General features: G+C 64.4%; 22 protein-coding genes and 1 pseudogene. 13 read left to right on the top strand and 10 right to left on the bottom strand.

The features are described from left to right. The first annotated feature begins 207 nt into the window (after window positions 1-207). A complete protein-coding gene (locus AB7532_RS26280) occupies window positions 208-3033 on the top strand; it encodes an ATP-binding protein (protein WP_441237595.1) in 2826 nt (941 codons plus the stop codon). Between the two features lie 64 nt (window positions 3034-3097). Here the strand turns inward: AB7532_RS26280 and AB7532_RS26275 are convergent, their stop codons facing one another. Both AB7532_RS26275 and AB7532_RS26270 read right to left on the bottom strand, forming a co-directional pair. Further along, window positions 3098-3514 carry a putative quinol monooxygenase gene (locus tag AB7532_RS26275; protein WP_441237594.1) on the bottom strand — a complete coding sequence of 139 codons (417 nt, stop codon included), beginning with the start codon at window positions 3512-3514 and terminating at the stop codon, window positions 3098-3100. Window positions 3515-3543: 29 nt separating this feature from the next. Further along, window positions 3544-4536 carry a VOC family protein gene (locus tag AB7532_RS26270; protein WP_441237593.1) on the bottom strand — a complete coding sequence of 331 codons (993 nt, stop codon included), beginning with the start codon at window positions 4534-4536 and terminating at the stop codon, window positions 3544-3546. A 95-nt stretch (window positions 4537-4631) separates the two neighbouring features. Between AB7532_RS26270 and AB7532_RS26265 the strand changes: the two genes are divergently transcribed. From AB7532_RS26265 to AB7532_RS26255, 3 genes are all read left to right on the top strand, one after another. After that, window positions 4632-6095: a GH1 family beta-glucosidase gene (locus tag AB7532_RS26265; RefSeq protein WP_441237592.1), complete on the top strand. Its 1464-nt coding sequence runs from the start codon at window positions 4632-4634 to the stop codon at window positions 6093-6095. 109 nt (window positions 6096-6204) lie between these two features. Beyond that, window positions 6205-7440 (top strand): acetyl-CoA C-acetyltransferase, encoded by a 1236-nt coding sequence (locus AB7532_RS26260; RefSeq protein WP_441237591.1) that lies wholly within the window; start codon window positions 6205-6207, stop codon window positions 7438-7440. Window positions 7441-7798: 358 nt separating this feature from the next. Then, window positions 7799-8101 carry an HU family DNA-binding protein gene (locus tag AB7532_RS26255; protein ID WP_018320691.1) on the top strand — a complete coding sequence of 101 codons (303 nt, stop codon included), beginning with the start codon at window positions 7799-7801 and terminating at the stop codon, window positions 8099-8101. An 82-nt stretch (window positions 8102-8183) separates the two neighbouring features. Here AB7532_RS26255 and AB7532_RS26250 read toward each other — a convergent pair whose 3' ends face one another. The 4 genes from AB7532_RS26250 to AB7532_RS26235 all read right to left on the bottom strand — a co-directional run bounded on the left by AB7532_RS26250 (window position 8184) and on the right by AB7532_RS26235 (window position 11893). Continuing rightward, window positions 8184-8339, bottom strand: a complete 156-nt coding sequence (locus tag AB7532_RS26250) for a hypothetical protein (RefSeq protein WP_441237590.1) — start codon at window positions 8337-8339, stop codon at window positions 8184-8186. Window positions 8340-8344: 5 nt separating this feature from the next. Further along, window positions 8345-10750: an endopeptidase La gene (gene lon, locus AB7532_RS26245; RefSeq protein WP_441237589.1), complete on the bottom strand. Its 2406-nt coding sequence runs from the start codon at window positions 10748-10750 to the stop codon at window positions 8345-8347. Window positions 10751-10758: 8 nt separating this feature from the next. After that, on the bottom strand, window positions 10759-11142 hold the full coding sequence (locus tag AB7532_RS26240; protein ID WP_441237588.1) for an Hsp20/alpha crystallin family protein: 384 nt from the start codon (window positions 11140-11142) through the stop codon (window positions 10759-10761). Between the two features lie 181 nt (window positions 11143-11323). Further along, window positions 11324-11893, bottom strand: coding sequence for a YciE/YciF ferroxidase family protein (locus AB7532_RS26235; RefSeq protein WP_441237587.1), 570 nt, complete (start codon window positions 11891-11893; stop codon window positions 11324-11326). Window positions 11894-12043: 150 nt separating this feature from the next. Here AB7532_RS26235 and AB7532_RS26230 point away from each other — a divergent pair. The 3 genes and pseudogenes from AB7532_RS26230 to AB7532_RS26220 form a co-directional block, all read left to right on the top strand. Further along, window positions 12044-12514: pseudogene (locus AB7532_RS26230) on the top strand (MarC family protein); the annotation flags it as partial. Between the two features lie 218 nt (window positions 12515-12732). Next, the gene (locus AB7532_RS26225) at window positions 12733-13386 is read left to right on the top strand and encodes an L-fuculose-phosphate aldolase (RefSeq protein WP_441237586.1); all 654 of its coding nucleotides are present in this window, start codon (window positions 12733-12735) and stop codon (window positions 13384-13386) included. A gap of 2 nt (window positions 13387-13388) precedes the next feature. Continuing rightward, a complete protein-coding gene (locus AB7532_RS26220; RefSeq protein ID WP_441237585.1) occupies window positions 13389-15176 on the top strand; it encodes a chloride channel protein in 1788 nt (595 codons plus the stop codon). 7 nt (window positions 15177-15183) lie between these two features. Here the strand turns inward: AB7532_RS26220 and AB7532_RS26215 are convergent, their stop codons facing one another. After that, entirely contained in the window at window positions 15184-15441 is a 258-nt protein-coding gene (locus tag AB7532_RS26215; protein WP_441237584.1) for a DUF2798 domain-containing protein, read from the bottom strand. A gap of 289 nt (window positions 15442-15730) precedes the next feature. Between AB7532_RS26215 and AB7532_RS26210 the strand changes: the two genes are divergently transcribed. From AB7532_RS26210 to uraD, 5 genes are all read left to right on the top strand, one after another. Beyond that, window positions 15731-16165 carry a hypothetical protein gene (locus tag AB7532_RS26210; protein WP_441237583.1) on the top strand — a complete coding sequence of 145 codons (435 nt, stop codon included), beginning with the start codon at window positions 15731-15733 and terminating at the stop codon, window positions 16163-16165. Between the two features lie 1314 nt (window positions 16166-17479). Then, window positions 17480-17767, top strand: coding sequence for a hypothetical protein (locus AB7532_RS26205; protein WP_441237582.1), 288 nt, complete (start codon window positions 17480-17482; stop codon window positions 17765-17767). A gap of 90 nt (window positions 17768-17857) precedes the next feature. Further along, complete coding sequence (locus AB7532_RS26200) at window positions 17858-18271, top strand: DUF3830 family protein (RefSeq protein WP_092022597.1); 414 nt, start codon at window positions 17858-17860, stop codon at window positions 18269-18271. A 1-nt stretch (window position 18272) separates the two neighbouring features. After that, window positions 18273-19208, top strand: coding sequence for an allantoinase PuuE (puuE, locus tag AB7532_RS26195; RefSeq protein ID WP_441237581.1), 936 nt, complete (start codon window positions 18273-18275; stop codon window positions 19206-19208). 5 nt (window positions 19209-19213) lie between these two features. Beyond that, window positions 19214-20101 (top strand): 2-oxo-4-hydroxy-4-carboxy-5-ureidoimidazoline decarboxylase, encoded by an 888-nt coding sequence (gene uraD / locus AB7532_RS26190; protein WP_441237580.1) that lies wholly within the window; start codon window positions 19214-19216, stop codon window positions 20099-20101. Here the strand turns inward: uraD and AB7532_RS26185 are convergent. Together AB7532_RS26185 and AB7532_RS26180 are read right to left on the bottom strand one after the other, a co-directional pair. Then, the gene (locus AB7532_RS26185) at window positions 20098-22824 is read right to left on the bottom strand and encodes a molybdopterin-dependent oxidoreductase (protein WP_441237579.1); all 2727 of its coding nucleotides are present in this window, start codon (window positions 22822-22824) and stop codon (window positions 20098-20100) included. The genes uraD and AB7532_RS26185 overlap by 4 nt on opposite strands. Next, window positions 22821-23648: an FAD binding domain-containing protein gene (locus AB7532_RS26180; protein WP_441237578.1), complete on the bottom strand. Its 828-nt coding sequence runs from the start codon at window positions 23646-23648 to the stop codon at window positions 22821-22823. Before AB7532_RS26180 ends, AB7532_RS26185 begins: the two co-directional genes overlap by 4 nt. Before the next feature lie 136 nt (window positions 23649-23784). On the opposite strand from AB7532_RS26180, the gene AB7532_RS26175 reads away from it, so the two are divergent. Next, window positions 23785-25134: an 8-oxoguanine deaminase gene (locus tag AB7532_RS26175; protein ID WP_441237577.1), complete on the top strand. Its 1350-nt coding sequence runs from the start codon at window positions 23785-23787 to the stop codon at window positions 25132-25134. Between the two features lie 112 nt (window positions 25135-25246). Here the strand turns inward: AB7532_RS26175 and AB7532_RS26170 are convergent, their stop codons facing one another. Continuing rightward, window positions 25247-26323: a BMP family ABC transporter substrate-binding protein gene (locus tag AB7532_RS26170; RefSeq protein WP_441239354.1), complete on the bottom strand. Its 1077-nt coding sequence runs from the start codon at window positions 26321-26323 to the stop codon at window positions 25247-25249. Window positions 26324-26392 lie beyond the last annotated feature (69 nt).

The following is a 26392-nucleotide window of genomic DNA, read 5'->3' as shown; positions in this document are numbered from 1 at the left end:
GTACCCTCGTACCGGCTCAGCCCTGGCCACGACTGATGAGTCTGCTTCGATCCGAATGTCCTCACATCCCGGTTTCGGGAGTTCGGATCGACCGCTTTTGCCTGCGACACCTTGTCGGGCTGTGGTCAAGAGATCAGCGATCGCTCAGCGCCTTCGCTGAATCGCCGGCCGATCGATCATCAGGGCGCTGAGGGCCGCGGGTAGGCAATGTCGGGTCCGGAAATGACGTTTGGACCATTTCGTTTCAGCCTGTCCAGACGCTTGCTGTTGCACGGTGAAACCCCCGTCAAGATTGGCTCGCGCGCGGCTGCGATCCTCGGTGCTCTGCTGGAAGCTCCGGGTGAGCTCGTCTCGAGGGCCGTGCTCTACGATCGGGCATGGCCCGGGCGAACCGTGACCGAGGCCAATCTGAAAGTTCAGATCTCCGGCCTGAGAAAGGCTCTGCATGAATACGGAGACCTGATCCGCGCGGAGGCATCGTTCGGATACCGCTTCGTCGGGGATGTCAGCGTCTATCACCCACAGAAGCGCCGATCGCGGGTGACCGGCGCGACGCATGCGCCGATCGGCCGCGCCGCGGTGATCGGCGACATCAGCGCGCTTTTGCAGAACAACCGGCTCGTCACGATCCTTGGGCCCGGCGGCATCGGCAAAACGACCGTGGCGCTCGCCGTGGCGAGCGGGCTCGAGCCGTCCTATTGCGACGGTGTTTGCCTTGTCGAGTTCGACCGCATCGCTGACGGCAGTCAGGTCTATGCCGCTGTCACAGGTGCGCTTGATCTGCCGGTTCAAATGGCCGCAAGTCTCGATCAGGTCCTGCTTGCCCTTCATGGCCGGCGCCTGCTGCTTGTCCTGGATTCCTGCGAGCACGTGACCGAGAGTGTCGCACTCCTCGTTGAAAATGTGCTCAGCGACACCAGCGATGTCCATATTCTCGTGACGACCCGCGAAACGCTCCGGATGGAGGGCGAGCTGGTCTGGCGTCTCGATCCACTGGAAACTCCGCCGTCGTCCGTTCCGGTGACAGCCGGGAACGTTCAGGATTACGCATCGGCAGAATTGTTCACGCGGACTGTCCGCCGGAGAACGCCGAACTTCGCGATCGACGATGGCGTTTCAGCAGCGATCGCGGATGTTTGCCGTCGCCTCGACGGGATGCCTCTGGCGATCGAGCTCGCGGCGTCCATGGTCGACGTCCTTGGCGTTGACGAGGTTCGTCGTGGGCTCGACGAACGGTTCTCTCTGCTGTGGGTGGATCGCCGGACGGCGATTCCGCGTCATCGCTCGCTCGCGGCGACCATCGACTGGAGCTACAATTTGCTTCCCGAACGGGAGCGCGTGGTGCTCGGGCGGCTTTCCATTTTTGCCGGCCCGTTCACCCTGGATGCCGCCATTGCGGTTGCGGGCGACGACGATCTGGACAAGGCAAATGTCCGCGAAGCGGTTGTCGCGTTGGCGGGCAAGTCGTTTCTGAGTGTCGATCATCGAGTCACGCTGCTGGAATACCGCTTGCTGGAGACCACGCGAGCCTACGCCATTCGGGCCTCGGGCGCGGCAGACGATCGGGGACGGGTGCAAGAGCGTCACGCGCGCTATTTCCTCGACGTGCTGGAACGGAGGGATTGGGACGCCTGCGATTCCGTCGCGGACAGTGCACAGCTGCGCGGTTACATCGACGAGGTTCGCGTGGCTCTCGATTGGGCGTTTTCTGTCAATCCCCGCCTCGGCGTGGCCCTGGTCCTTGCCGCCGAACGTCTATGGCTCGAGTTCACCTCACTCGCCCAGGGCGTTCCGCATCTGGAGCTGGCGTTGCGCTTTGCCGACAGCAGTCCCGATGTCGGTCCCGCCGTGAGATCTCGCGTGCTGGTCGCGCTCGCGGCAGCGCAGGTCTATGTGCCGGGTCTCGAGGGTGCGACCCTCTACGAACATGCCTGGCGCGCGGCGCAAATCGCGCGCGACGACCTCCTGGAGATGCGGGCTCTTTACGGCATCATTCAGAACATGCTCCTGACCAGGCGTCCTGCCTCGCCCTATATCGATGCATTCGCGGGGGTTTGCAGGAGATCGAACGATGCCGTGATGTCGAGGCTTCTGCTGCGCTGGTCCGCCTTCCAGGCTTTTGAAGCTTCCGACATGAAGCTGGCCAACCGGAGGTTCGAGGCGTTCCTCGATGACCGGTCGGCAATTCCCCGCAGGGTCTCGCTCTATTTCGGCGGTATCGACTCGATCATCTCCTGCAAAGTCGGGCTCGGGCTTGCCAAGTACTATATGGGCTATTCCGAGCAGGGGCGGTCTCTGCTGGCCTCGACCGTGAGCCAGGCGGAAAGCCTGGGCCACGTGACGACCCTGTATTTTGTGCTCGCCCAGGGAGCCATCTGGGCCCATCTCGCGTCCGGCGATTTTCAATGCGTCAGGCTCTATCTGCGCAAGCTCGAGGGTGTTTCGAACCTCTATCGTCCGTGGCGGGTTTTGGTCGACGTCTTTCAAGCCCTGCTGATCCGGGAGGAAGACCGTGATCTGGAAACTGCGGAACGCGGCCTGACACGCTGCCTGCAGGACAGATTCATCCTGAAGACAGGAACGCTACATCCGACCCTGTGGGTTGAACTCGCGGAAACGCGACGCCTGCTGGGTGATCTGGACGGGGCGGAGGCTGCGGCAAAGCAGGCGATGACACAATGCCTCGGCGATCGCGATGGCCGGCTTATCGGACGGCACCACCCCGTCCTCGCAAGGATCCTGATGGCGCGCAATCGGCCGGGCGATCTGGATGCCGCAAGAGGCCTGTTCAGGAGCGCAATCGAGTTGATGTGCGCTCAAGGCATCTATTTCCATGAATGCGATGCCAGTGTTGGTCTCGCCGAACTGGAGTTGATGGCCGGATGGCCGGCAGTCGCGCACGCCGTGCTTAGGGATCTGTTGGCCCGTCTCGGCGATCGCGAGTGCGTGCCCGGACTTGACCGGGCGCGCGAGATTCTCGACGAGACCAGAGCGGGATCGATCGCCCGGCGGCAGGTTGCCCGCTTGTCTTGAAGGTCAGTTCAGCAATCGGGTTCAGGCCATTGCCGCGGGTTCGCTGCGACGGCGAGGCGTGACTTCAACCGCCCTTGTGGCCGAGTATTTCCAATCGTCTGACCACGACTCCGCCTTGCGCCAATTCGGGGAGCCGGCGGAACCACTGCTGGACATAGGGCATGGCGTTATGGGCCTCGAAGTCGTCCCGGGTTGCGAAGACCTCGTAGAAGATGAAGCGTCCCGGTGTCTCGCGGTCCTCCTGGAAGAAGTAGACGAGGTTCTTGGGATCGCTGCGTACAAGCGCGACGAGCGGCAGTGTCGCCTCGCGAAGCGCGCGTTCCTTGCCCGGCTTGGCTCGGACCTCGGCGATGACCGAATAGGCAGCATCGGGAACAGCGCGATAGCGAACGCCGTCGCGCTCCTGTGCGGTGGCCGAAACCGCGCCGGCCAGTGAAGCGGTAGCGACAAGGGCCAGGATCGTTCGTGTCCTCGACATCATGAAGATCGTCCTTCTCTGCGATACGTGCTCTAGCCCCGCTGCTGGCGGGCGGCGAGGGCGTCGCTGAAGCGCTTCTTCACCGGCCCCAGAGCCTTGACGAATTCAAGCTGCTCGCCCTCCGGGCCCTTGCAGTAGATCAGCTCCCAGCCTTCGGAGAGTCCCTGGGTGATGCGATTGGTGTTCGTCTCCATCGGCGCGGCGCGGCGCTGCTGCTCCGATGTCACGGTGATCACGCGATTGGCTCGCACCTGGGTCATGCCGCGGCGCGCCGATTCCGCTTCAAGATCGTGGATGAATTTGTTGAAGTCGACGTCATCCCTCACATGGAAGCAGATGTGCATTGAGCGCGGAAACGCCGGGCTCATGTGATCGCGCGGTTCTGCGAAGCTGTCGCCGCTGCCCGACGGCTGGTCGGCGTCGCGATATTGCAGAAGCTCGATCACGACGTTGTCGAACTGGACGAAGCGCACGTCGAGCCGTTGGGTGCCTCCCCTGAGATCGGGAACACCGATCGTGCGCGGGTTGACATGGCGCTCGCGGGCTTCGATGTCCTGATCGGTCAGAAGTGTGTTGTGGATCGGTTCACCCTGGAAATCGCCGTCGCGGAAGATCTCGGTGCCGCCCAGCACCTCGGTGTAGAACGCGAAGGCGCGGTTCATGTTTTGCACGGTCACGCCGAAATGCTGAACGCCTTGCAGCCGGGCGCCGAGCGGTGCGGAATCGCGGGCAACCGAAGCGGGGCGGGGTGTGCCTTGGGCATTCGCAGTTGCCGGACTGACTGCGGCAAATCCTGCCAGCATGGTTCCGGCCGTGAGAAGAACATCCCGGCGTCCGAGATGGGTTGTGCCGGCTGCACCGGGACTGGTCGAGTCAAATCCGTTGGTGTCGAGGTCTCTCTCTTCGCTCATCTTCCGTCTCCATCGTTTGACCGACATGGCGGTGCAAAACTTGCTGGAGAACGGAGAGATTTGCAGGTTAATTGAGGTAAATTCTGTGGTGCGTCCGTGTGCCGCGATCTGCATTTCTGCATCCGCAAATCCCGACCCCACGGCTTCTCAAACCGACTGCGACACGCCATTGTGCCGCAGCACCAGCATCATCCTCGGAGCAGCGTCACATGTCGGACAAGGTCTCGCGTCGCCAGTTTGCCAAGCTGGCGGGATTGTCCGCCGCCGGTATGGCGAGTCCCCTGGAGGTCGCCGACGCCAAGCCGGCGTCACTGCCGCGCGGCGGAAGCGGCTTTCCGGCCGGCTTCGTCTGGGGCACGGCGACCTCGTCCTATCAGGTCGAGGGCGCAGTCAACGAGGACGGGCGAGGGGCCTCGATCTGGGACAAGTTCGTGCGCATCCCCGGCAAGATCGAGGACGGCACTACCGGCGACCGCGCCAACGAGCACTACCACCGCTACAAGGAGGACATCGCCCTCATCAAGGATCTCGGCTGCAAGGCCTATCGCTTCTCGGTGGCCTGGCCGCGGGTGTTTCCGGATGGTGACGGCAAGCCGAATCCGAAGGGGCTCGACTTCTACAATCGCCTCGTCGACGAGCTGCTGAAGAACGGCATCGAGCCGTGGCTGACGCTGTATCACTGGGACCTGCCGCAATCGCTCCAGGACCGTTTCGGCGGCTGGCGCTCGACCGAGACCTGCAAGATCTTCGGCGACTATGCGGGCTATATCGCAGAGCGCCTGACCGATCGGGTCATGAACGTCTTCACGCTGAACGAGAGCGGCCGCTTCGTTCCGTTCGGCTATGGCCTCGGCATCGATGCGCCGGGCCTGACGGCTCCCCAAGCCGAGGTCAACCAGATCAGGCACAACAGCGCGCTCGCGCACGGGATTGCGGTGCAGGCGGTGCGCGCGCGGGGCCGCCGCGGCACACGGGTGGGGCCGGCCGAGAACATCGACGTCTGCGTTCCCGCGATCGACACGCCCGAGCATGTCCGCGCCGCCGAGATCGCGCTGCGCGAAATGAACGCCGGCTATCTCAACGTCATCATGACGGGCAAATATACCGACGCCTTCCTGACATATGCGGGCGCCAATGCGCCGAAATACACCGACGCCGAGCTGAAGATCATCTCCTCGCCGGTCGATTTCCTCGGCCTCAACATCTACGCGCCGCAGAATTACGTGGTGCCGTCCGACAAGGGCGCGGGATTCATGCCGCTGCCGATCCCGAAATCGTTCCCGCATATGAGCTCGGACTGGCTCCGCATCGCGCCGGAGACAATGTACTGGGTGCCGAAGCTGGCGGCGAAGATCTGGAAGACGGACGCGATCTACATCACTGAGAACGGCACCTCCAGCGACGACGTGGTGTCGCCCGACGGCAAGATCTACGACACCGACCGCATCATGTATCTGCGCAACTATCTCGCCCAGCTTCAGCGCGCCACCGCCGAAGGCGTGCCGGTGCGCGGCTATTTCCTCTGGAGCCTGATGGACAATTTCGAGTGGGTGTTCGGGCTCAACAAGCGCTTCGGGCTGTACCACGTCAATTTCGACACCCAGGTCCGCACGCCGAAGCTCAGCGCCAGCTTTTACCGCAACGTGATCGCGAAGAACGCGGCGGGGGCGTGATTGCTTTCGCACGGCGGAAAATCCGGGTGAAGGGCGCAAGCGCCGCGCATTGACTCCGCTCTCCCCCTGATTCAAAACCGTCCTCAACACATAACAAGAGGACACGCCAATGACCGATGCACTCATCATCGATGCCTGCCGGACCCCGCGGGGCGTCGGCAAGGCCGGCAAGGGAGCACTCTCCGGCATTCATCCGCAGCAGCTGGGCGCAACCGTGCTGCGCGCGCTCGCCGACCGCACCGGCATCGACACCGCCGATGTCGACGACATCATCTGGGGCTGCAGCGCGCAGGTCGCGACCCAAGGCGGTGATCTCGGCCGCATGTCGGCACTCGATGCCGGCTACGACGTGCGCGCCAGCGCGGTGACGCTCGATCGCTTTTGTGGCTCCGGCATCACCAGCGTCAACATGGCGGCGGCCTCGATCATGTCGGGCACCGAAGACCTCGTCATCGCCGGCGGCTGCGAGATGATGTCGATGGAGGGACGCCGTGGCGGTAGCGGTCCGATGATGATGGACTCGGGCAATTTGCGCCTGCGCGCGCGGCATCCGCAGTCGCATCAGGGCGTCTGTGCCGATGCGATCGCGACGCTGGAGGGCATCACGCGGCAGGACGTCGACGCGCTCGGGCTCGAAAGCCAGAAGCGCGCAGGCTTGGCGATTGCCGGCGGCCACTTCAACAGGAGCCTCGTGCCCGTGCATCGCGAGGACGGCAGCCTTGCGCTCGACCGTGAGGAGTATCCGCGGCCGCAGACGACGATGGAAGGCCTGAGCGCGCTGAAGCCGGCATTCCCCGCCATCGCCGACTACGCGATCGACGACAAGGGCACGACCTATCGCGGCCTGATCCTGCAAAAGTATCCGGACCTCGACATCGACTTCATGCACCACGCCGGCAACTCGTCCGGCGTCGTCGACGGCGCTGCGGCGATCCTGCTGTCGTCACCGTCCTATGCCAAGGCGCACGGCCTCAAAGCCCGCGCCCGCGTGGTGGCGATGGCGAACATGGGGGACTCGCCGACCCTGATGCTGAACGCGCCGGTGCCCGCGACGCACAAGGTGCTCGCGAAGGCGGGGCTCACCATCGACGACATCGACCTGTTCGAGATCAACGAGGCGTTTGCGGTGGTCGCGGAAAAATACATCCGCGATCTCAAGCTCGACCGCGCCAAGGTCAACGTCAATGGCGGCTCGATCGCGCTCGGCCATCCCATCGGCGCGACCGGCTCGATCCTGATCGGCACCGTGCTCGACGAGCTCGAGCGGCGCGACCTCAAGCGCGGTCTCGTCACCATGTGCGCGGCCGGCGGCATGGCTCCGGCCATCATCATCGAGCGTATCTAGCGCGAGCGAAGCTCGTCGCGCCCCCGTAAGAACAGGGCGAGAGAGCGGCTGAGACGCCACAACCCGACAATCTAGCCTTATTTTCTAGGGTGAATCGCGACCGGCTTCATACAAAGAAGCCGGTCGTCGCTTGTCGAAAGCCGCGAATCAGCTTTAGCAAGGCGGCTTGCGGTCCTTTGAAACAAGGCAAAAACCGCTGCCCGAGGCTCTGTCCGCTCTGGAAGTAGCTAAAAAGCAGGGGTTTTTGCCACGGAGGGTCAAAAAAGCCCGCAAAAACCGTGACAAAACTGTGCAGAAGGCTATAGGCCTTCGCCGGTTGGTCTAATATGCAACCGGCAAACGAATCAGAGGAGACACGATGCCAACCCAAATGTCCAAATCGCAGCTGATCGAAAAGATCGCGACCGCAACCGAGCTTTCCAAGCGCGACGTCAAGAACGTCATGGAGACGCTGACCGACGTCGGTCACAAGGAGCTCAAGAAGAACGGCCTGTTCCTGGTGCCGGGCTTCGCCAAGTTCGTGGTCATCAAGAAGCCCGCCACCAAGGCGCGCAAGGGCACCAACCCGTTCACGGGCGAAGAGATGATGTTCAAGGCCAAGCCGGCCCGGAAGATCGTCCGCGCCCGCCCGGTCAAGGCTGCCAAGGACGCAGTGGGCTAATCACGCAAAGGCCCCCTCGATAGGAGGGGGCCTTTTGTATCGCGTATGTATTGGGTGACCGCGGGGCTGAGGCGGAGGGGACTCAGCTCTTGCGGCGCCTGACCCGGACCGGGATCGGCTGAAGCCGCGGCTCCGGTGATGCAAGCGCATCGCGCACCCGGTCGATGGCGCGATCGAGCAGCCGGCGCAGCCGCTGCGTTGTCCGCGATTTCTTCGCGTCTTCCAGCAGTTTTTTCATCTCATTCACTCCGCCGCTTCGACCTGGACGTCGACCTTGGCCTCCGCCGGCTCGAGCGCTGCGGCGATGGCCTCGTCGACGCGCTCCAGCCAGATGAATTCGAGGTTGTCCCGCGCGCTCTTCGGGATGTCGTCATAGTCGCGCTTGTTGCGCGCCGGCAGCATCACCCGCTTCAAGCCGGCGGCGGCCGCAGCCACCACCTTCTCCTTGATGCCGCCGACCGGCAGCACCAGGCCGCGAAGCGAGATCTCTCCGGTCATCGCCGTGTCGCTCCTCACCGTCCGATTGGTGAGCAGTGACGTCAGCGCCGTGAACATCGCAACGCCCGCGCTCGGTCCGTCCTTCGGGGTTGCACCCGCGGGGACGTGAACGTGGATGTCGCTCTTCTCGAACACCGACTGGTCGATGCCGAGCTGCGTGGCCTTGCTCTTCACCAGCGTGAGCGCCGCCTGCACGCTTTCGCGCATGACCTCGCCGAGCTGGCCGGTCAGGATCATGGCGCCGCGGCCGGGCACGCGCGAGGCCTCGATGAACAGGATGTCGCCGCCGACCGGCGTCCAGGCAAGGCCGGTGGCCACGCCGGGAATGCTGGTGCGCTGCGCGATCTCGCCTTCGAAACGCGGCTGGCCGAGCACGTCGGCGATGTCCTTCGCCGTGATCACGATCTTCGCAGCCGTGCCTTCGGCGACCTGCACCGCGGCATGGCGAAACAGCTTGCCGATCTCGCGCTCCAGGTTACGCACGCCGGCTTCGCGGGTGTAACCCTTGACGACCAGCCTCAGCGCTTCCGGCTCGATCTCGGCCTGCTCGGCCGTCAAGCCGTTGGCCTCGATCTGCCGTCGCACCAGATAGCGCTTCGCGATCTCTAGCTTCTCCTCTTCGGTGTAACCGGCCAGGCTGATCAGCTCCATACGGTCCAGCAGCGGACCGGGAATCTGGTCCAGCATGTTGGCGGTCGCGATGAACACCACGCGCGACAGGTCGAAGGGCACGGCCAGGTAATTGTCCCGGAACGTCCCGTTCTGCTCGGGGTCGAGCACCTCCAGCATGGCGGCAGAAGGATCGCCCTGCACGCCACGGCCCATCTTGTCGATCTCGTCCAGCATCATGACGCAGTTGCGGCTGCCGGCCTTCTTGATGCCCTGGATGATGTTGCCGGGCAGCGCGCCGATATAGGTGCGCCGGTGACCGCGGATCTCGGCTTCGTCATGCACGCCGCCTAAACTGACGCGCACGAAGGGGCGATCCATCGCGCGTGCGATGGACTGGCCGAGCGACGTCTTGCCGACGCCGGGCGGGCCGACGAAGCACAGGATCGGGGCCTTGCCCTGCGGCGCCAGCTTGCGCACTGCCAGATATTCGATGATCCGGCTCTTGATCTTCTCCAGGCCGAAATGATCGGCATCCAGGATGCGGCGCGCTTCCTTGATGTCGATCGGCTTCTCCGCGGGCAGCGCCCACGGCAGCTCGATCAGCCAGTCGAGGTAAGTGCGGACCATGCCGGACTCACCGGCTGCCTCGGGCATGCGCTCGTAGCGGCGCAGTTCCTTCCTGGCATGGGCGTCCGCCTCGGGCGGCATGTTGGCCTTGGCGATGGCAGCCGTCAGCTCGGCGACCTCGGCGGCCTTGCCGTCGCCTTCGCCCAGCTGGCGCTGGATGGTTGCCATCTGCTCGCGCAGGATCGCCTCGCGCTGCCGCTCGTCGAACGTGGCGCGGGTCTTCTGGCCAATCTCGTTGCTGATGCGCAGCACCTCCAGCCGCTCGGCCAGATGCTTCGACACCTTCTCGACGCGCAGCGAGAGGTCGATGGTCTCCAGCACCTCCTGCTTGTCCTGCGGCTTGATGTCCATGAACGAGGTCGCCAGATCCGCCAGCGCGCCGGGCGCACTGGTGCTCTGGAACATCGCGACCAGCTCGGGCGGCGCCTGCGGCAGCAGCTCGATCGCCTCGATGGCCTGGCGCTGCAGATTCAGCGCCCGCGCCTCGATCTCGGGAGAGGTCGTGGTCGGCTCCGGAATCTGCTGGAAGCGCGCGGCCGGGAACGGCGTCCCCGGCAGGAAGTCGATGATGCGCGCGCGCTGCACGCCCTGGCAGACGATGTGATGGGTGCCGTCGGGCGCGGTGATGTAGCGCACGATGTTGGCGATGGTCGCGACCCGGTAGAGATCGTCCGGCCCGGGCTCCTCGATCTCGGGGCTGCGTTGCAGCACGATGCCGACAGGCCGCTGCTCGCGCAGCGCCTGCTGCGCGGCGGCGATGGACTTCGCCCGGCCGATCGCGATCGGCGCGATGGCGCCGGGGAACAGCACCATCTCGCGCACGGGGATGATGATCAGTGCGTCTTCGGGGATCTTCACGTCGGGACCGTTTTGGGAATTCGTCTGTTCGTTGTTCATCTGTTCGGTGGCCATGATCGACCTCAGGATTTGGCGAGGCGCAGTGCGACGCAGCCGTCCATCACGAAGCGGCTGATGGCGTAGCGGCCCACGGGCAATGCAATGCGGCGCTCAAAACGCCCTTGCGGCAGCTCGAGCCGGTGGATGCGGGCGTTGCGAAGCTCCGGCGGAAGCGTGCGGTGGCCGGAGATGACCAGCACGCCGTCCTGGATGACCGTCTCGACATTGTCCGGATTGACGCCCGGAAGCGCGACCAGGATCAGAAGCTCATGCTCGGTCTCGAGCACGTCGATCGGCGGCTCCCAGCAGGCTTCCTGACGGCCGAACTGCTGACGCAGCCGTTCGGCGCGAGTCAGCTGGTCCAGGGCTTCGGACAGCATCCAGTCGAGGGGATTTTTGGGTTGCATGGCAAAACTCGGGGAAGGCGCTGCGGTTGGAAAACGAGGATATGGGGATGGTTCCTCAAATTTCCAGCATCGCGCGTTTGAGCATGCCTGCCTCTCCGACCGGAAGAGGCCCTTGCAGTAGACGCATCGACGCCGCGGAGATGTTCCGCGGCGTCAAAGGCAACAGTGAGGCGGACGCCTATTACGCGGCCGCGCGGTATTCTTCTTCGGCTTCGAGGTTGATGACCGAGGTTGCGAGCTCGCTGAGCGAGTGATCGGTTGCCTCTTCCTCATCCAGTGTCGCCTGGAGCAATCTCGCGGCGTCCGGCATGCCAAGCTCCTCCGCCCAGGTGCGCAGCGTGCCGTAGCGGGAGATCTCGTAGTGCTCGACGGCTTGAGCGGCTGCGAGCAGGCCGGCGTCGAGGGCAGGAGCGTTCTTGAAATCCTTCATGATCTCGGCGCCCTCATCCGTAATGCCGTTGATCGCCTCGCACGGCTTGCCGCGCGCCGGCTTGCCCAGCATCTTGAAGATCTGGTCCAGACGTTTGACCTGGCCCTGCGTCTCGCGCAGATGCTTGTTAAAGGCGGCCGCAAGGTCCTTCGAATGGGCGGCCTTCGCCATCTTCGGCAGCGTCTTGATGATCTTGTTTTCGGCGTAATAGATGTCCTTCAGCGTCTCGTGAAAGAGATCGCTCAGCATCTTCGGCGCCTGACGCGGGCGGCGCGCCGCGGTCTTTTTCGTGTTCGCACGTTTCTTTGCTGATTTAGCCATAAGTCCTCCTCATGTGGGGGCGCGGGAAGATGTTCCCTGGCCCAATCTCCGCGCGATCAAGACTTGGCGAGGGCAAATGTTCCTCGCGAAGGCGGTCGCGAGCCGTTATGGCTTGGCGCCTTGACCACGCTCGCCCGAGACGCCCGCCCCATGCTCGACTTCGCCCTGTCCGCCTTCGTGACGCTGCTGCTGGTGGTCGATCCCGTCGGCCTCGCGCCCGCCTTCCTTGCCGCGACCGGGGGCATGCCCGACACGGTCAAGCGCACGATCGCGCTGCGCGCCCCTGTGATCGCGGCCTCGATCCTGGTGGTGATCGCGCTGGCCGGAAACTGGCTGCTGCGCCAGCTCGGGATCGGCATCCCCGCCTTCCAGATCGCCGGCGGGCTGCTGCTGTTCGGCGTCTCCTACCAGATGATCTTCGGCGACCGTCCACATCGTGAGGCGCGCGAGGCCGACAAGGCGACCTCGGAGCATGCCTCCGACGTCGCGGTGTTTCCGCTGGCGATCCCGATGATGGCCGGTCCCGGCGCGATCGCGACCACGCTGCTGCTGACGGGCGATGCCGGCTACGGGGCGAAGCTCGCCATCATCATCGCGATCGTCGTCGCGGTGTGCACACTTTGCATGCTCTGCTTCGTCTCGGCTCACCTGATCGCGAAGACCCTCGGGCGCACCGGCAATGCCAATCGGCTAATGTGCTGATTTTACAGCTGGTTTCTTGATGTAACGGGACAGCTCGCAGAGTAACAGCCGGTCCCGGCCGCTTTCGCTTGCACTGCCACATTGCTTTGACGTACTCCCGGTCTAACAAGCGCCAAGAAGCCGAGAAGAAAACCGGGATGTCGATGACAGCGGACGAACTCGCAAAGAGACAGGCCATCATCGACGCCTGCCGCCGCATGAACGCGCTCGGTATCAACCAGGGCACCTCCGGCAATATCAGCGTCCGGCATGCGGACGGGCTCCTGATCACGCCGACCAGCGTGCCCTATGAGGCCATGACGCCGGAGCAGATCGTGTTCATGGCGATGGACGGCTCGCATGCGCCCGATCAGAAGCCGTCGAGCGAATGGCGTTTCCATCTGGACATCTTGAAGGCGCGCGACGACGTCAACGCCGTCGTCCACGCCCATCCGACCTATTGCACCATCCTGGCGATCATGGGCATGGAGATCCCACCCGTGCACTACATGATCGCGGCCGCGGGCGGCGACAGCATCCGCTGCGCGCCCTATGCGACCTTCGGTACCGCGGAACTCTCCGAGCACGCGTTGCGGGCGCTGGTGGGGCGGCATGCCTGCCTGCTCGACCATCACGGCATGATCGCGGTCGGCAAGACGCTGGACAAGGCGATGTGGCTCGCCGTCGAGGTCGAGACGCTGGCGCGGCAATATCACGGCTGCCTCCAGATCGGGAAACCGCCGCTGCTCTCCAGCGAGGAGATCGAACGGGTTCGCCGGCGCATGGCCGGCTACGGCCTGTCGGAAGGCTAGGGGTGTTCGTGCGGATCAGACATCTCGTCGACAGCAAGCGATCGAACCGCGTCATGGTTCGGTTGCGCGCGCTGCTGCGCAGCAACGAGTTCTACCTGATCCCTCTCTCGCTCGTCATCGGAACAGTGGCTGGCGCGGTCGTGACACTGATGGCTGAAATCGCGCAGATCGCCCATGTGGTGATTTACGGCATTCCCATCGACGTGCGCCTCTCGGCCAATACCCAGGTAAGTCCCTGGGCGGCAATGACCGCGCCCGCCCTTGGCGGCCTCCTGCTCGGCATCATGGAGTGGTGGCGGCGACGGTTGAAGATATCGAACGCGGTCGACCCGATCGAGGCCAACGCGCTGCGCGGCGGCAATCTGTCGATGCGGGACAGTGTGGTGGTGTCGAGCCAGACGCTGATCTCCAACGGCTGCGGCGCCTCGGTCGGCCTCGAGGCCGGCTACACCCAGATCGGCTCGGGCATCGCCTCGCTGTTCGGCAAGTTCTTCAATCTCCGCCGCAACGATTTGCGCCTGATCGTCGGCTGCGGCGCCGCCGCTGCGATCGCAGCCGCCTTCGGTGCGCCGATCACGGGCGCCTTCTACGCCTGTGAGCTGATCGTCGGCGTTTACTCGGTCGGCAGCGCGGCGCCGATCCTGGCGGCCTCGCTCGCGGGCGCCTTGACCGCGCAATGGCTCGGCGGCGCGCCATACTCCCTCGAAATTCCCAAGGTCAGCGCGGTCGGCGTCGAGCAATATCTGGCGCTGATCGGGCTCGCGCTCGTGACCAGCGGCGTCGGCATCGCGGTGATGCGCTCGTCATCGACGTTCGAGCGTCTGTTCGCCTGGCTTCCGGTCTGGCTGCGTCCGGCGATCGGCGGCCTCATCGTCGGCGGCTTTGCGATCCTCACGCCGCAGGTGCTGGCCGCCGGCCACGGCGCCATGGTGCTCGACCTCTTTCACGACATGACCATCGGCCTGATCGCGCTGATCATCGCGCTCAAGGTGACGGCCTGCCTGATCTCGCTCGCCTCGGGCTTCCGCGGCGGCTTGTTTTTCGCCTCGCTGTTCGTCGGCAGCCTGATCGGCAAGTTCTTTGCCGCGGTGCTGCTGTTGATCAGCCCGAATTTCGTGATCGATCCGCTGGTCGCGATGCTGACCGGCATGGCGACGCTCGGCGTCGCCATCGTCGGCGGCCCGCTGACCATGTCGTTCCTCGTGCTCGAAATGACGCGCAATGTCGACGTCACCGCGGTGGTGCTGGCCGGCTGTATCGTCACGTCGATCTGTGTCCGCTTCATGTTCGGGCACTCGTTCTCGACCTGGCGCCTGCATCTGCGCGGCGAGACCATCCGCAGCGCCAACGACGTCGGCTGGCTGCGCAATCTCACCGTCGAGCGGCTGATGCGATCAGACGTCGGCAAGGTGCCATCGACCACGACGATTGCCGCCGTCCGCCGCGAATTTGCGCTGGGCTCGCGGCCGGGCGTCGTCATCGTCAACAATGCGGACGAGTATGTCGGGCTTGTCCTGCTGCCGGACCTGTTCGCCGGCGATCTCGACACCATCGCCGACGACATCCAGGTCATCGAGCTCGCGCGGCTGACCGAGATCGTGCTGATTCCGGAAATGAACGTGAAGTCGGCGATGGCGGTGTTCGACGAAGCCGAGGCCGAGATGCTGGCGGTGGTCGATTCCACCGACAACCGCAAGGTGGTCGGCTTCCTCACCGAGACCTTCGCCCGCCGCCGCTATGTCGAGGAGATCGACAAGGCGACGCGCGGGGTGCTGGGAGCTTTGACGTAGCCGTCTTCTATCGCCCCGGTTGAGGCGGCGAGGCGACGAGGCAGGCCACGATCCGGCGGACCAGTGGCAGCACCATTAGCAGCGTTGGAAAGGCGACGAGCCATGACAGCGCCCAGGCGCCCGGCCAGGTCGCGACGAAGGCCGGCGTTGCGCCGAGGCTCCGCAGCGTCGAAATGACCGACACCACGGCAGTCATGAGGACGGACAGCACGAATGGCATCACGATCGGCGCATAGCGCGCCGGCAGTTTGCGAACCGCAATCATCTGATTTTTCTCGTAGAAAAGGACGCGTCAGTCACGGTGAACCCTTAAATGGCATCGATCCCGACGGCGTCGGTTGATGCGTTGGTTCACGTGAAACGCTTACGGCGGCCGGAAAACGGCGCGGCTGTTCATTATCCGCTCAGGTTGAGTGGTGCAAGCTGGATCAGATCGGTCGGTTTACAATCGATCAAACGTGGCAGATTGCCGCGATGATGAAACCTTTTCAGTGGTTTGCGCGTTATCGACTGTTTGCTTATGTCCTTTTGGGCGAGAACAGAGGAAGGTCAAAATGAGTGTTAGACCCATGATTTCCGGCCGCAAGACGGTGCTCGCCGCGTTCGCAAGCCTCGCCTTGGTCGCTGCCTCCGCATCGCCGTCGGCTGCGGCCTCGACCACGTCGGCCCCGAAGGCTGCCTTCGCGGCGCAGGGCGCGGCCTCCAGCGCTACCGATTTCAGCGCCGCAAAGCGCCGCTACTATCGCCGCGGGCCGAACGGTGCCGCCCTTGCCATCATGGGCGCAGCGACCGGCCTCGCCATCGGCGCGATCGCCGAAAGCCGCCGCCGCGACTATTACGAGAACCAATATTACTACGATCGCGGTCCGGGTTATTATGGCGGCAACGGCTATTACGGCGGTGGTGGTGGCTACCGGCAGCCTTACGCCGGCGGCTGGACGCCGGCCTATCGCCAGGACCCGCGCGTCTGGGGTGACCCGCGTTATTGATCTTCGTGGGGCAGGCGCATAGCGCGGCCAGCGCGTTTTCTTTCCAAGCGACGAATAGGGGTGGGGTTATGCGGAAGCTAACCCCACCCCTTGTCATTGGGTTGATGCGGTCCCGTTGCCCGTCGGGCAAAACACCCGGGACGGCGTCAACCCCGCTCGGCAAGAATATTCTCCTTTACCGAAATTCGGATTTGTCGTACATCTCCCCCATCCCGGCTCATCCTTGAGGGGCGATCGTAGGTCGTCACGATACGCGAGCCGGGCTTGCGGTGGACGCGGCAGCGTCGGCACGAGATGGTACGGGCAGGGCGGGTAGTCCCCGTGAGTTCGAAACCGCGGGCGGACGAACGGCGCTGCCAGGCTTCGTCTCGCTTGTAAGTTTTCGGCTCCGTCGACAGGGCTGGAAATACTGCGGCGAAAAGACGGGCCGTGCGTACGGCAAAACCGTGTGGTCCTGGCCGTCGTTGCTACGGTCAAGCTGTCTGCGGAGATGTGCGCGAACCCAACCGGGCGGACGGCATCGTTAATTCGCAGGGTGAGGGAGGCCAGAAGGAAAGTTCGGCTCCCGGGAGAGCACGGCATAAGCCGTCCAACCATCGCGCAGGGAAGGCCGAGTGATGGCTCCACCTGTATGCTGCTGTGCGGTCTCCTTTGCGCATCCATTCGCGCAGCGGACCGCGGGTGCGAGGTCAGCACCCGGCCTTCCCTGCGCCCTCTTGGCTCAAGAGGGTGGCGTGACCAGGCAAAGCTCGGGCGGAATGCGCCGCGAGAATGTGAAGCTGCGTCTGATGCTGTAGGATGGGTAGAGCGCAGCGAAACCCATCATGTTTCCGCGAGGAGAATGCGCGATGGGTTTCGCTGCGCTCTACCCATCCTACAAGTGCGTGTTGGAGAATTCCGCTGCTGCCTCACACTCCGTCATTGCGAGCGCAGCGAAGCAATCTAGAATCCCTCCGCGGGAAGACTCTGGATTGCTTCGTCGCTTAGCCTGTCATCCGGCCCGCCAAAGGCGGGACCGGTTCGCTCCTCGCAATGACGATGTGGAGGCGATGTGCGCCACCCCCCGCTCTCGTGCCCCGGACGCAGCGCAGCGCGCAGCGGTGCGATGCCGAGCCGGGGCCCATCTCTCCGAGTGCGCCATGCGGCGTGGGTCCCGCCTCTGCGCAGCGTCACTGCGTGCCGCAGCGCGTCCGGGACACGAGGGAGGCGACGATCCATGGGCGGCTAAATATTCGGCATCCATGCTCCGCACCGCCCGTGGACTTGCCTCCCGCAATCCGGTTCAATGGCCGCATTGGATTGTAGGCGACAACGATGTCGAAATATCTGCTGATCCTCCTCCTGATCGCCTCGCCGGCCGTGGCGCAGGTCAAGCTGACCCCAAAAGCCTCGGCCGCGCATCCGGACCCCTGCGCCCCGATCGGGCGCACCGCCGACGGCAAGTTGGTCTACTCCATGAAGTGCGAGAACCTGCCGGCACCGGCACCGCCTCCGCCACCGCCGCAGGCGGAACTGAAGGAGGCGCCGCCTCCGGCCGCCGCCGAGGCGGAGCCGGAGACGCGGCGGAGCGGCATTTTCGGCTGGTCCTACGACCGCAGGTGACGGGCCCGCGCCCCTTGCGCGATCCTGTCTGGAATGCTCTTTGCTTGAAAATTCCCCGTGGGGCGACGCCCCCCGATCCAGAGAGATGAGATGAGCAAACTCGTTATCCGCGCCGGCGACTTCACCTTCGATGCACGCTTCGAGGAGCAGGCGGCGCCCAAGACCGTTGCCGCATTCCGGAAAGCGCTGCCGTTCGAAAGCCACATCATCCATGTGCGCTGGAGCGGCGAGGCGGTGTGGATGCCGCTCGGCGACCTCGATTTCGGCGTTGGCTACGAGAACCACACCAGCTATCCCGCGCCCGGCCAGATCATCCTCTATCCCGGCGGCATCAGCGAGACCGAGATCCTGATGGCCTATGGCGGCGTCAGCTTCGCAAGCAAGATGGGTCAGCTCGCCGGCAATCACTTCATCACCGTGACCTCGGGCCTGGAGAATTTGGCGACCCTCGGCAAAAGCGTGCTCTGGAAGGGCGCGTTGCCGATCCGCTTCGAGGAAGTCTGAGTTGACCGAACCCCGCTACCCGCGCGATCTCCGTGGCTACGGCCGTAACCCGCCGCATCCGCAATGGCCCGGCAACGCGCGGGTCGCGGTGCAGTTCGTCGTCAACTTCGAGGAAGGCGGCGAGAACAACATTCTGCACGGCGATCGCGCCTCGGAAGCGTTCCTGTCCGACGTGCTCGGTGCGCAGCCTTGGCCGGGCCAGCGCCACGCCAATATCGAATCCATGTTCGAATACGGCTCGCGTGCCGGCTTCTGGCGGCTGTGGCGGATGTTCGACGCGTGGAAGTGGCCGACCACGGTTTTCGGTGTTGCCACTGCGCTGAAGCGGAATCCGGAAATCGTCGCTGCGATGAAGGAGTCGGGTTGGGATATCGCAAGCCATAGCCTGAAATGGATCGAGCACAAGGACATGACCGAAGCGCAGGAGCGCGCCGAGATCGCCGAGTCCATCCGCGTCCACACCGAGGCGACGGGATCGCGGCCGTTCGGCTGGTACACCGGGCGCTCCTCGATCAACACCAATCGTCTGCTGATGGAGGAGGGCGGCTTCCTCTATCTCTGCGACTCCTATGCCGATGATCTGCCCTATTGGGTCAAGGGCGCGAAGGGCAAGCAGCTCATCATTCCCTATACGCTCGATGCCAACGACATGCGGTTCATCAATCCGCAGGGCTTTGCCGAAGGCGAGCAGTTCTTCACCTATTTGAAAGACGCGTTCGACGTGCTCTACGCCGAAGGCGAGACCGCACCGAAGATGATGTCGGTCGGGCTGCACTGCCGTCTCGCCGGGCGTCCCGGCCGCGCCGCCGGGCTGATCCGCTTCCTGGATTACATCGGCAAGCACGAGCACGTTTGGGTGCCGACACGGCTGCAGATTGCGCAGCATTGGCACGACAAGCAGGCGCATCTTGCGGCTGATGCGTTCGAGATCGGGTGATCACGATGCCGCAAATTTCGCTCTCGGAACTCAACGCTGCTGACAAAGCCGATTTCGTCGCAGCCCTTGCGAACGTCGTCGAATATTCACCGTGGCTCGCCGAGCAGCTCGCCGAGAAGCGGCCGTTCGCCGGCATCAATCAGTTGCACACCGCGCTGATGGCGGTGATTCAGGCCGCTGAGCCTGACGTCCAGCTTGCATTGATCCGCGCGCATCCCGATCTCGCCAACAAGACTCAGCGTGCGGCGGGCCTCACCGCGGAATCGACCGACGAGCAGAACAGCGCCGGCCTCGACCGTCTCTCGGATGCCGAATATTCGGCGTTCGAGCGCGTCAACAATGCCTATCGCGACAAGTTCGGCTTCCCCTGTATCGTTTGCGTGCGCCGTCACACCAGAGATTCCGTGCTGCGCGACTTCGAGACGCGGTTGCTCAATATCTCCAAGACCGAGACGCGACGCGCGATCGAGGAGATCGGACGCATCTCCGCGCTGCGGCTCGATCAATTCGTCCTGGCCGACGACAAGCTCAAGGTCCATGGCCGACTCTCGACGCATGTGCTGGACAATCATGCCGGCAAGCCTGCGGCCGGCATCCCGGTCGAGCTTGTCGAGCTCGCTGCGCTTGGCGAGAGCCGCGTCATCGCGCGGGCGGTGACCAACGCGGACGGTCGCACCGACCAGCCGCTGATCGGTGGTCGTCCGCTGCCGATCGGCCGCTACGAGCTCAAATTCAGGATTGCCGGATATTACGCCGAGCGCAACGTGCCGCTGTCAGAACCGCCGTTCCTCGACGAGATCCCGCTGCGCTTTGCGGTCAGCGAGCCGGAGAACCACTACCACGTGCCATTGCTGGTCACGCCGTGGAGCTATTCGACTTATCGCGGCAGTTAGCTTCCAAACTTGTCGTGCAGCGCCGGAAACAGCCGGTCCGGCTTGAAAGGTGGTGCAGTGAAGCGAATGCCGGTGGCGTCGGCGATTGCATTGCCGAGCGCGGATGCGACCGGATTGTAGGGACTCTCGCTCATCGACTTCGCGCCCAGCGGTCCGATCGTGTCCGAGGTCTCGGCAAAGAGGACCTCCGTGCGCGGCACATCGGCGAAGGACGGCAAATGGTAGTCGCGGAATTTCGGGTTGGTGACGCGCCCCTCGGCGTCGATCACCATCTCCTCGTAGAGCGCGGCGCCAAGCGCCTGTGCGACGCCGCCTTCGACCTGGCCGCGACACTGCATGGGATTGGCCACGACGCCGGCATCCGCCGCCTGCACGCTCTTGAGAATCTTCAGTTCGCCGGTGCCCTTGTTCACGGCGACGCGAAAGCCCTGCACGTTGAAGCCGACGGAGCGCGGCGTGCCGCCGGAATTCCCGTGTGCTGCGAACGGCTGGCCGCGTTCGCGCGCTAGCTTCGCCAATTCTATAAACGGCATGCGCCGGACGCCGCTGACGACGGCCTCGCCGTCGAGCGTACAGCTCATGCCATCGCAGAGCCACGCGCCGGCGGCGGCTGCCTTCAGCTCAGCCGCGAGCAGCATCGCCGCCGCGTGCGTTGCCTTTCCCGCAACGAAGGTGCCGGCGCTACCATAGGCGCCGGTGTCGTGGCCGCCATGGGCGGTGTCGGACTGGCGAAGGCGAATACGGTCGACAGTGGTGGCGAGCGTGGTTGCCGCGATCTGGCGGTGCACGGTGCTGGTGCCGTTGCCGAACTCGGCGGTGCCGACGGTGAGGTCGAATCCGCCCTCGTCGTTGAGCGCGATCGTCGCATCCGCGATGTGCCCGGCCGGCGGAACCGTGTCGATCATGGTGAGTGCAACGCCGTCGCCGATCAGCCATTCCGGCGACAGCTCCGGTTGCGGGCTGTCAGCCTGCATCGCGCGCTCGACGAGGTCGAGGCACTGGTCGAGCCCGTAGGAGCCATAGAGCACGTCGTGAAATTCGGACGGCGGCGGTGACAGCATGGGGTCGCCCGGCTTGACGACGTTCAGCCTGCGCATGTCGTAGGGGCTGATGCCGAGCTGCCTGGCCAGCTCGTCGATCGCGGCTTCGGTCGCGATCTGCGTCTGGGGCAGGCCATAGCCGCGAAATGCACCAGCTGGCACCGTGTTGGTGTAGACGGCGTAGCCGTCGACCTTCTTGTTCGGGCAATTGTAGACGGCGATGGATTCGGACAGCGAGTGGAACATCACCGGGCCGGCGTGATTGCCGTAGGCGCCGGTGTTGGAGAGCACCTCGAGCTGGAGCGCGGTGAGCTTGCCGTCGGCGTCCGCGCCGGCCTTGATGCGGACCCGCATCGGGTGCCGCGTCGAGGTCGCGATGAATTGCTCCTCCCGGGTCAGCTCCAGCTTCACCGGGCGTCCGGTCTTGAGCGCGGCGAGCGCCAGGATGTCCTCGACGAACATCTCCTGCTTGCCGCCGAAGCCGCCGCCGACGCGCTCGCAGAACACGCGCACCTTGCCCATCGGGAGCTCGAAGATGTCGGACAACGCTCGCCGTGTCAGGAACGGCACCTGCGTCGAGGTGCGGACATTGAGCACGCCCGTATCGTCGAGCCAGGCAAGGCCGCCATGGGTCTCCAGCGCCGCATGCTGCACACGGTGACTGTGGAAGATACCCTCGAAAGTGACGGCAGATGTCGCGAGCGCAGCCGCCACATCGCCGAACTCGCCATGCGTCTCGGCGACAAGGTTACGCTGGGCATCAGCGACGCGGTTCTCGGTGGTGCGGTCCGGATGAATGATGGGTGCCCCCGGCGCCATCGCCTGCTCCGGATCGATCAGTGCAGGCAGGATCTCATAGTCGACCTTTATCCGGCGGCACGCCTCCTCGGCGGCAGCTTCGCTCTCGGCGACGACAGCGGCGACCTTCTGGCCGATGAAGCGGACGACGTCATCGAGGATGCGGGTGTCCTCGGGGTCCATCCAGTCCTTCTCGTGCCGTGCGGTCGAGATCAGCACCGAGGGCGCATCCTCACGCGTCAGCACCGCGTGCACGCCGGGAACGCGTAGCGCCTCGGACTTGTCGATCGCGACGATCCTGGCGTGCGCGTGCGGGGAGCGCAGCAGCTTGATGTGCAGCAGGCCCTCGATCTGCGTGTCGAACGTGTAGCGCGCCTTGCCGCGCACGACATCGGGGCCTGCGGGGGCCGGCAGACTGCGGCCGAAGGCGGCGCCGGGCTCGACGCTCTCCTCGACATTGGCCTTGCCGAGCAGCGCGTCTTCGATCGCGCGATAGCCGGTGCAGCGGCAGATGTTACCCTTCAAGGCGGTGCCGAGATCGGTGCGCTGCGCCTGGTTCAGCGAGACGCAGGTCAGGATCATTCCGGCGGTACAGAAGCCGCATTGAAAGCCTTGCGCATCGAGGAAGGCCTGTTGCATCGGATGCGTGCCGTGATCACCACCGAGACCTTCGATCGTCGTGACGGTGCGGCCTTCGACGCGGAACGCCGGGATCAGGCAGCTATGCACCGGCTCGCCGTCGAGCAGCACGGTGCAGGCACCGCAGTCGCCGGCATCGCAGCCCTTCTTCACGCCGAAATGGCCGAGCTCGCGCAGGAACGTGCGCAGGCACTGGCCTGCGCGCGGCTCCTGCGTAAATGTGCTGCCGTTGACCTCAAAGCTCATGGCGACGTGGTCCCCAGCAGCTCGCGGCGAATCTCCTCGGCGAGCCGGAGCGTCATGTGCTTGCGCCAGAGCGGCTTGCCGTGGATGTCGGTGTGGTACAGATCATCCGTGATCAGCTGCGCCATCGCGTCGCGAAGCTCACTTGCGTCCGGGGCCTCACGAAAGGAGAGCCGGATTGGCCGCACCGTCGATGCGGTGACGGTCAGCGCCAGCGAGCCGTCGTTATCGAGACTGCCGATCAGAAGCGCCGCAGAGCGGCCGACTGGTGCGAGCGATATCTGGCGAAACGCCGTGCGGCGTTTCAAGATGGCAATCGGGATATCGATCTGCCGCATCAGGTCGCCTTGCGTCAGGCGGTTGCGCTGGTTGCCTGTGACGAAATCGAGGACGGGAATCCTCTGTTCGCCGCCGTCGGCCTTCCAGATGGTGCAGACGCCGTCGAGCGCTGACGTGAGCGAGATCATTGGGCCCGCCGGCAGCGACATGCAGAGATTGCCGCCGACCGTCGCTGTCTTCCAGATCTTGAATGAGGCGAGGAAGGCTCGGCAGCACTGGCCGATCAGCGGTGCCGCGAGCCAGTCGGGCGGGCAGGCGAAACCATCGAGCTGCGCGACGGTGCAGGTGGCGGCGATCGAGAGATGGCTATCCGTGATCGTCAGCGCCGGCCATTTCAGATCGGTGAGATCGATCAGCCGCTTCAAATGGACCTGCGGCTCCGAGAACAGCCAGGTGCCGCCTGCAAGCCAAGCATCACCTGCCGTCCATGCAGGCAGGTCGCAGCGCGTTTGCGGATGGGTCACCGTCGTGATGGTATTCAAATCCATGGCTGCGCCAAAGCTTTTGCCGGGTGAATCGTGCACATGAGTCTTGCAAGACCGGAGCCAAGTCGCAACAAACAAGTCGTAGCAGGATGGCGTTCGCCTTGGATGCCGTCGCGCGAATGTGAGGAGAGCCGTGGCCATGAGCGATGCAAAGCCGATCTGGATCAGGGATCCCCTGGCCATCCTCGCCGACGGTGCCGAGCGCGGGATCGTGGTGAAGGACGGCCGGATCGTCGAGCTGGTGCCGGCTGGTGGCAAGCCTGCGACCGCAGACGTTGCGGTGTTCGGTGCAGACCAGCATGTCGTGCTCCCGGGCCTCATCAACACGCATCATCACTTTTACCAGACTCTGACCCGGGCGCTGCCTGCGGCCATGGACCGCGAGCTGTTTCCCTGGCTCCAGGCGCTCTATCCGGTGTGGGCAAAGCTGACGCCGGAGCGGTTGCAGCTCGGCGTCACTGTGGCGATGTCGGAGCTGCTGCTCTCGGGATGCACCACGACGACGGATCATCACTACGTCTTCCCCGCGGGACTGGAGGAATCCGTCGATATCGAGGTCGACGTCGCAAAGCGGCTCGGCATGCGCGTGCTGCTGACGCGCGGTTCGATGAACCTGTCGCAACGCGACGGCGGGCTGCCGCCTGACAGCGTCGTGCAGGACGAGGACACCATCCTCGCCGACAGCGCGCGCGTGGTGGCCAAGTATCACCAGCGCGGCGCGGACGCGATGGTGCAGATCGCGCTGGCGCCATGTTCGCCGTTCTCGGTGACGACGTCGCTGATGCGCGCGACCGCCGTTCTCGCGGACAGGCTCGACGTGCGCCTGCACACCCATCTTGCCGAGACCGAGGACGAGAACAAATTCTGCCAGCAGATGTATGGCTGCCGCCCGCTTGATTATCTCGAGCAATGCGGCTGGCTCAACGCGAGGACCTGGCTCGCCCACGGCATCTTCTTCAACGCAGACGAGATGAAGCGGCTCGGCAAGGCCAAGACCACGATCAGCCATTGCGCGTGCAGCAACCAAATTCTGGCGTCCGGCTGCTGCCCGGTGTGCGAGATGGAGGAGGCCGGTGTCGGCATCGGGCTCGGCGTTGATGGTTCAGCTTCGAACGATGGATCGAATTTAATGCAGGAGGTGCGGGCGGCGTTCCTGCTGCAACGCGCCCGCTATGGCGTAACGAAGGTCAGCCACAAGGATGCGCTGCGTTGGGCCACCAAGGGCTCGGCGGCCTGCGTCGGCCGGCCGGAGCTCGGCGAGATCGCAATCGGCAAGGCGGCCGACCTCGCACTGTTCAAGCTGGACGAACTGCGCTTCTCCGGCCATGGCGACCCGCTGGCCGCGCTGGTGCTGTGTGGAGCGCATCGGGCTGATCGGGTGATGGTGGCGGGACAATGGGCTGTGATCGACGGGGCGATCCCGGGCCTTGATGTCGCCGATCTCATCCGCTGCCACGGTTCCGCGGCGCGGGCGATGCAGGCCGGATGATCTCGCGGCGAAAATTGAAAGAGGGGGCGACCACAAGTGCCGGGTGCTTCTGGCCACCCCCTCCGAACCTCCTCCGGGAGGAGCAGGTGATTTTGTCAAAGCAAGAAGCGTGCTACTTGCCCGGCAGCTTGTCGTCGATGCCCTTCACGTAGAAATTCATGCCGAGGATCTGGCCGTCGTCGAGGTTGGCGCCGCCTTTGCACTCGACCGGCTTGCCGTCCTGCCCAACGATCGGGCACTTGAACGGATGCAGCTTGCCCGATGTGATCGCGGCCTGGGCATCCTCGGCCATTTTCTTCACGTCGTCAGGCATGTTGGTATAGGGCGCCATTGCGAACATGTGGCTGTCGAGGCCGCCCCAGCTGTCCTCGGACTTCCAGGTTCCGGCGAGCTCGGCCTTGACGCGCTCGATGTAGTAGGGACCCCAGGTGTCGAGGATCGAGGTCAGCTGGGTCTTCGGCCCGAACTTGATCATCTCGGAATCCTGGCCGAAGGCGAGCTTGCCGCGTTCGCTGGCAATCTGCATCGCGGCGGGCGAATCCGTGTGCTGCATGATGACGTCGGCGCCCTGGTCGATCAGCGCCTTGGCGGCGTCGGCTTCCTTGCCTGGGTCGAACCAGGTGTTGGCCCAGATGATCTTGACCTTGATGTTCGGGTTGATGGTCTGCGCCGCCAGGATCGTCGCGTTGATGCCGGAGACGACCTCCGGAATCGGGAACGAGCCGATATAGCCGAGCACGCCCGACTTCGACATCTTGGCCGCGATCAGGCCCTGGATGTAGCGGCCCTGATACCATTTGGCCGAATAGGTCGACATGTTCGGGTTGCGCTTGTAGCCGGTGGCGTGCTCGAAATGCACGTTCGGATATTTCTTGGCGACCTTGAGCGTCGGGTCCATGTAGCCGAACGACGTGGTGAAGATCAGCTTGTTGCCGGCGCGGACGAGCTGCTCGATGGAGCGCTCGGCGTCGGGGCCCTCGGGGACGTTCTCGAGATAGGTAGTCTCGATCTTGTCGCCCAATTCCTTCACCAGAGCCTGGCGCCCGAGATCGTGCTGATAGGTCCAGCCGAGGTCTCCGATCGGACCGAGGTAGATGAAGCCGACCTTCAGCTTGTCGGCGGCGGAGGCCGCACTGACGCTTCCGGCAAGCAAGAGCCCGGCGGCCAGCGCAAGAAGTGATTTCCTCATCATCAATCTCCAAACATCAGGGGAAAGCCACAATCCGCAAAATGCGCGCCCCATCGCGCACCTGGCGGA

The sequence above is a fragment of the Bradyrhizobium sp. 930_D9_N1_4 genome (assembly GCF_052076015.1).
GTDB lineage: Bacteria > Pseudomonadota > Alphaproteobacteria > Rhizobiales > Xanthobacteraceae > Bradyrhizobium.
Note: the sequence above shows the minus strand (reverse complement) of the source record. Positions and strands in the feature narration are given on the sequence as shown.

Excerpts from the sequence above, each read along its gene's own strand:
- AB7532_RS26280 (WP_441237595.1), top strand. The coding sequence starts at position 208 with ATGTCGGGTCCGGAAATGACGTTTGGACCATTTCGTTTCAGCCTGTCC.
- AB7532_RS26275 (WP_441237594.1), bottom strand. The coding sequence starts at position 3,514 with ATGATGTCGAGGACACGAACGATCCTGGCCCTTGTCGCTACCGCTTCA.
- AB7532_RS26270 (WP_441237593.1), bottom strand. The coding sequence starts at position 4,536 with ATGCAGATCGCGGCACACGGACGCACCACAGAATTTACCTCAATTAAC.
- AB7532_RS26265 (WP_441237592.1), top strand. The coding sequence starts at position 4,632 with ATGTCGGACAAGGTCTCGCGTCGCCAGTTTGCCAAGCTGGCGGGATTG.
- AB7532_RS26260 (WP_441237591.1), top strand. The coding sequence starts at position 6,205 with ATGACCGATGCACTCATCATCGATGCCTGCCGGACCCCGCGGGGCGTC.
- AB7532_RS26255 (WP_018320691.1), top strand. The coding sequence starts at position 7,799 with ATGCCAACCCAAATGTCCAAATCGCAGCTGATCGAAAAGATCGCGACC.
- AB7532_RS26250 (WP_441237590.1), bottom strand. The coding sequence starts at position 8,339 with ATGAAAAAACTGCTGGAAGACGCGAAGAAATCGCGGACAACGCAGCGG.
- lon (WP_441237589.1), bottom strand. The coding sequence starts at position 10,750 with ATGGCCACCGAACAGATGAACAACGAACAGACGAATTCCCAAAACGGT.
- AB7532_RS26240 (WP_441237588.1), bottom strand. The coding sequence starts at position 11,142 with ATGCAACCCAAAAATCCCCTCGACTGGATGCTGTCCGAAGCCCTGGAC.
- AB7532_RS26235 (WP_441237587.1), bottom strand. The coding sequence starts at position 11,893 with ATGGCTAAATCAGCAAAGAAACGTGCGAACACGAAAAAGACCGCGGCG.
- AB7532_RS26225 (WP_441237586.1), top strand. The coding sequence starts at position 12,733 with ATGTCGATGACAGCGGACGAACTCGCAAAGAGACAGGCCATCATCGAC.
- AB7532_RS26215 (WP_441237584.1), bottom strand. The coding sequence starts at position 15,441 with ATGATTGCGGTTCGCAAACTGCCGGCGCGCTATGCGCCGATCGTGATG.
- AB7532_RS26210 (WP_441237583.1), top strand. The coding sequence starts at position 15,731 with ATGAGTGTTAGACCCATGATTTCCGGCCGCAAGACGGTGCTCGCCGCG.
- AB7532_RS26205 (WP_441237582.1), top strand. The coding sequence starts at position 17,480 with ATGTCGAAATATCTGCTGATCCTCCTCCTGATCGCCTCGCCGGCCGTG.
- AB7532_RS26200 (WP_092022597.1), top strand. The coding sequence starts at position 17,858 with ATGAGCAAACTCGTTATCCGCGCCGGCGACTTCACCTTCGATGCACGC.
- uraD (WP_441237580.1), top strand. The coding sequence starts at position 19,214 with ATGCCGCAAATTTCGCTCTCGGAACTCAACGCTGCTGACAAAGCCGAT.
- AB7532_RS26185 (WP_441237579.1), bottom strand. The coding sequence starts at position 22,824 with ATGAGCTTTGAGGTCAACGGCAGCACATTTACGCAGGAGCCGCGCGCA.
- AB7532_RS26180 (WP_441237578.1), bottom strand. The coding sequence starts at position 23,648 with ATGGATTTGAATACCATCACGACGGTGACCCATCCGCAAACGCGCTGC.
- AB7532_RS26175 (WP_441237577.1), top strand. The coding sequence starts at position 23,785 with ATGAGCGATGCAAAGCCGATCTGGATCAGGGATCCCCTGGCCATCCTC.
- AB7532_RS26170 (WP_441239354.1), bottom strand. The coding sequence starts at position 26,323 with ATGAGGAAATCACTTCTTGCGCTGGCCGCCGGGCTCTTGCTTGCCGGA.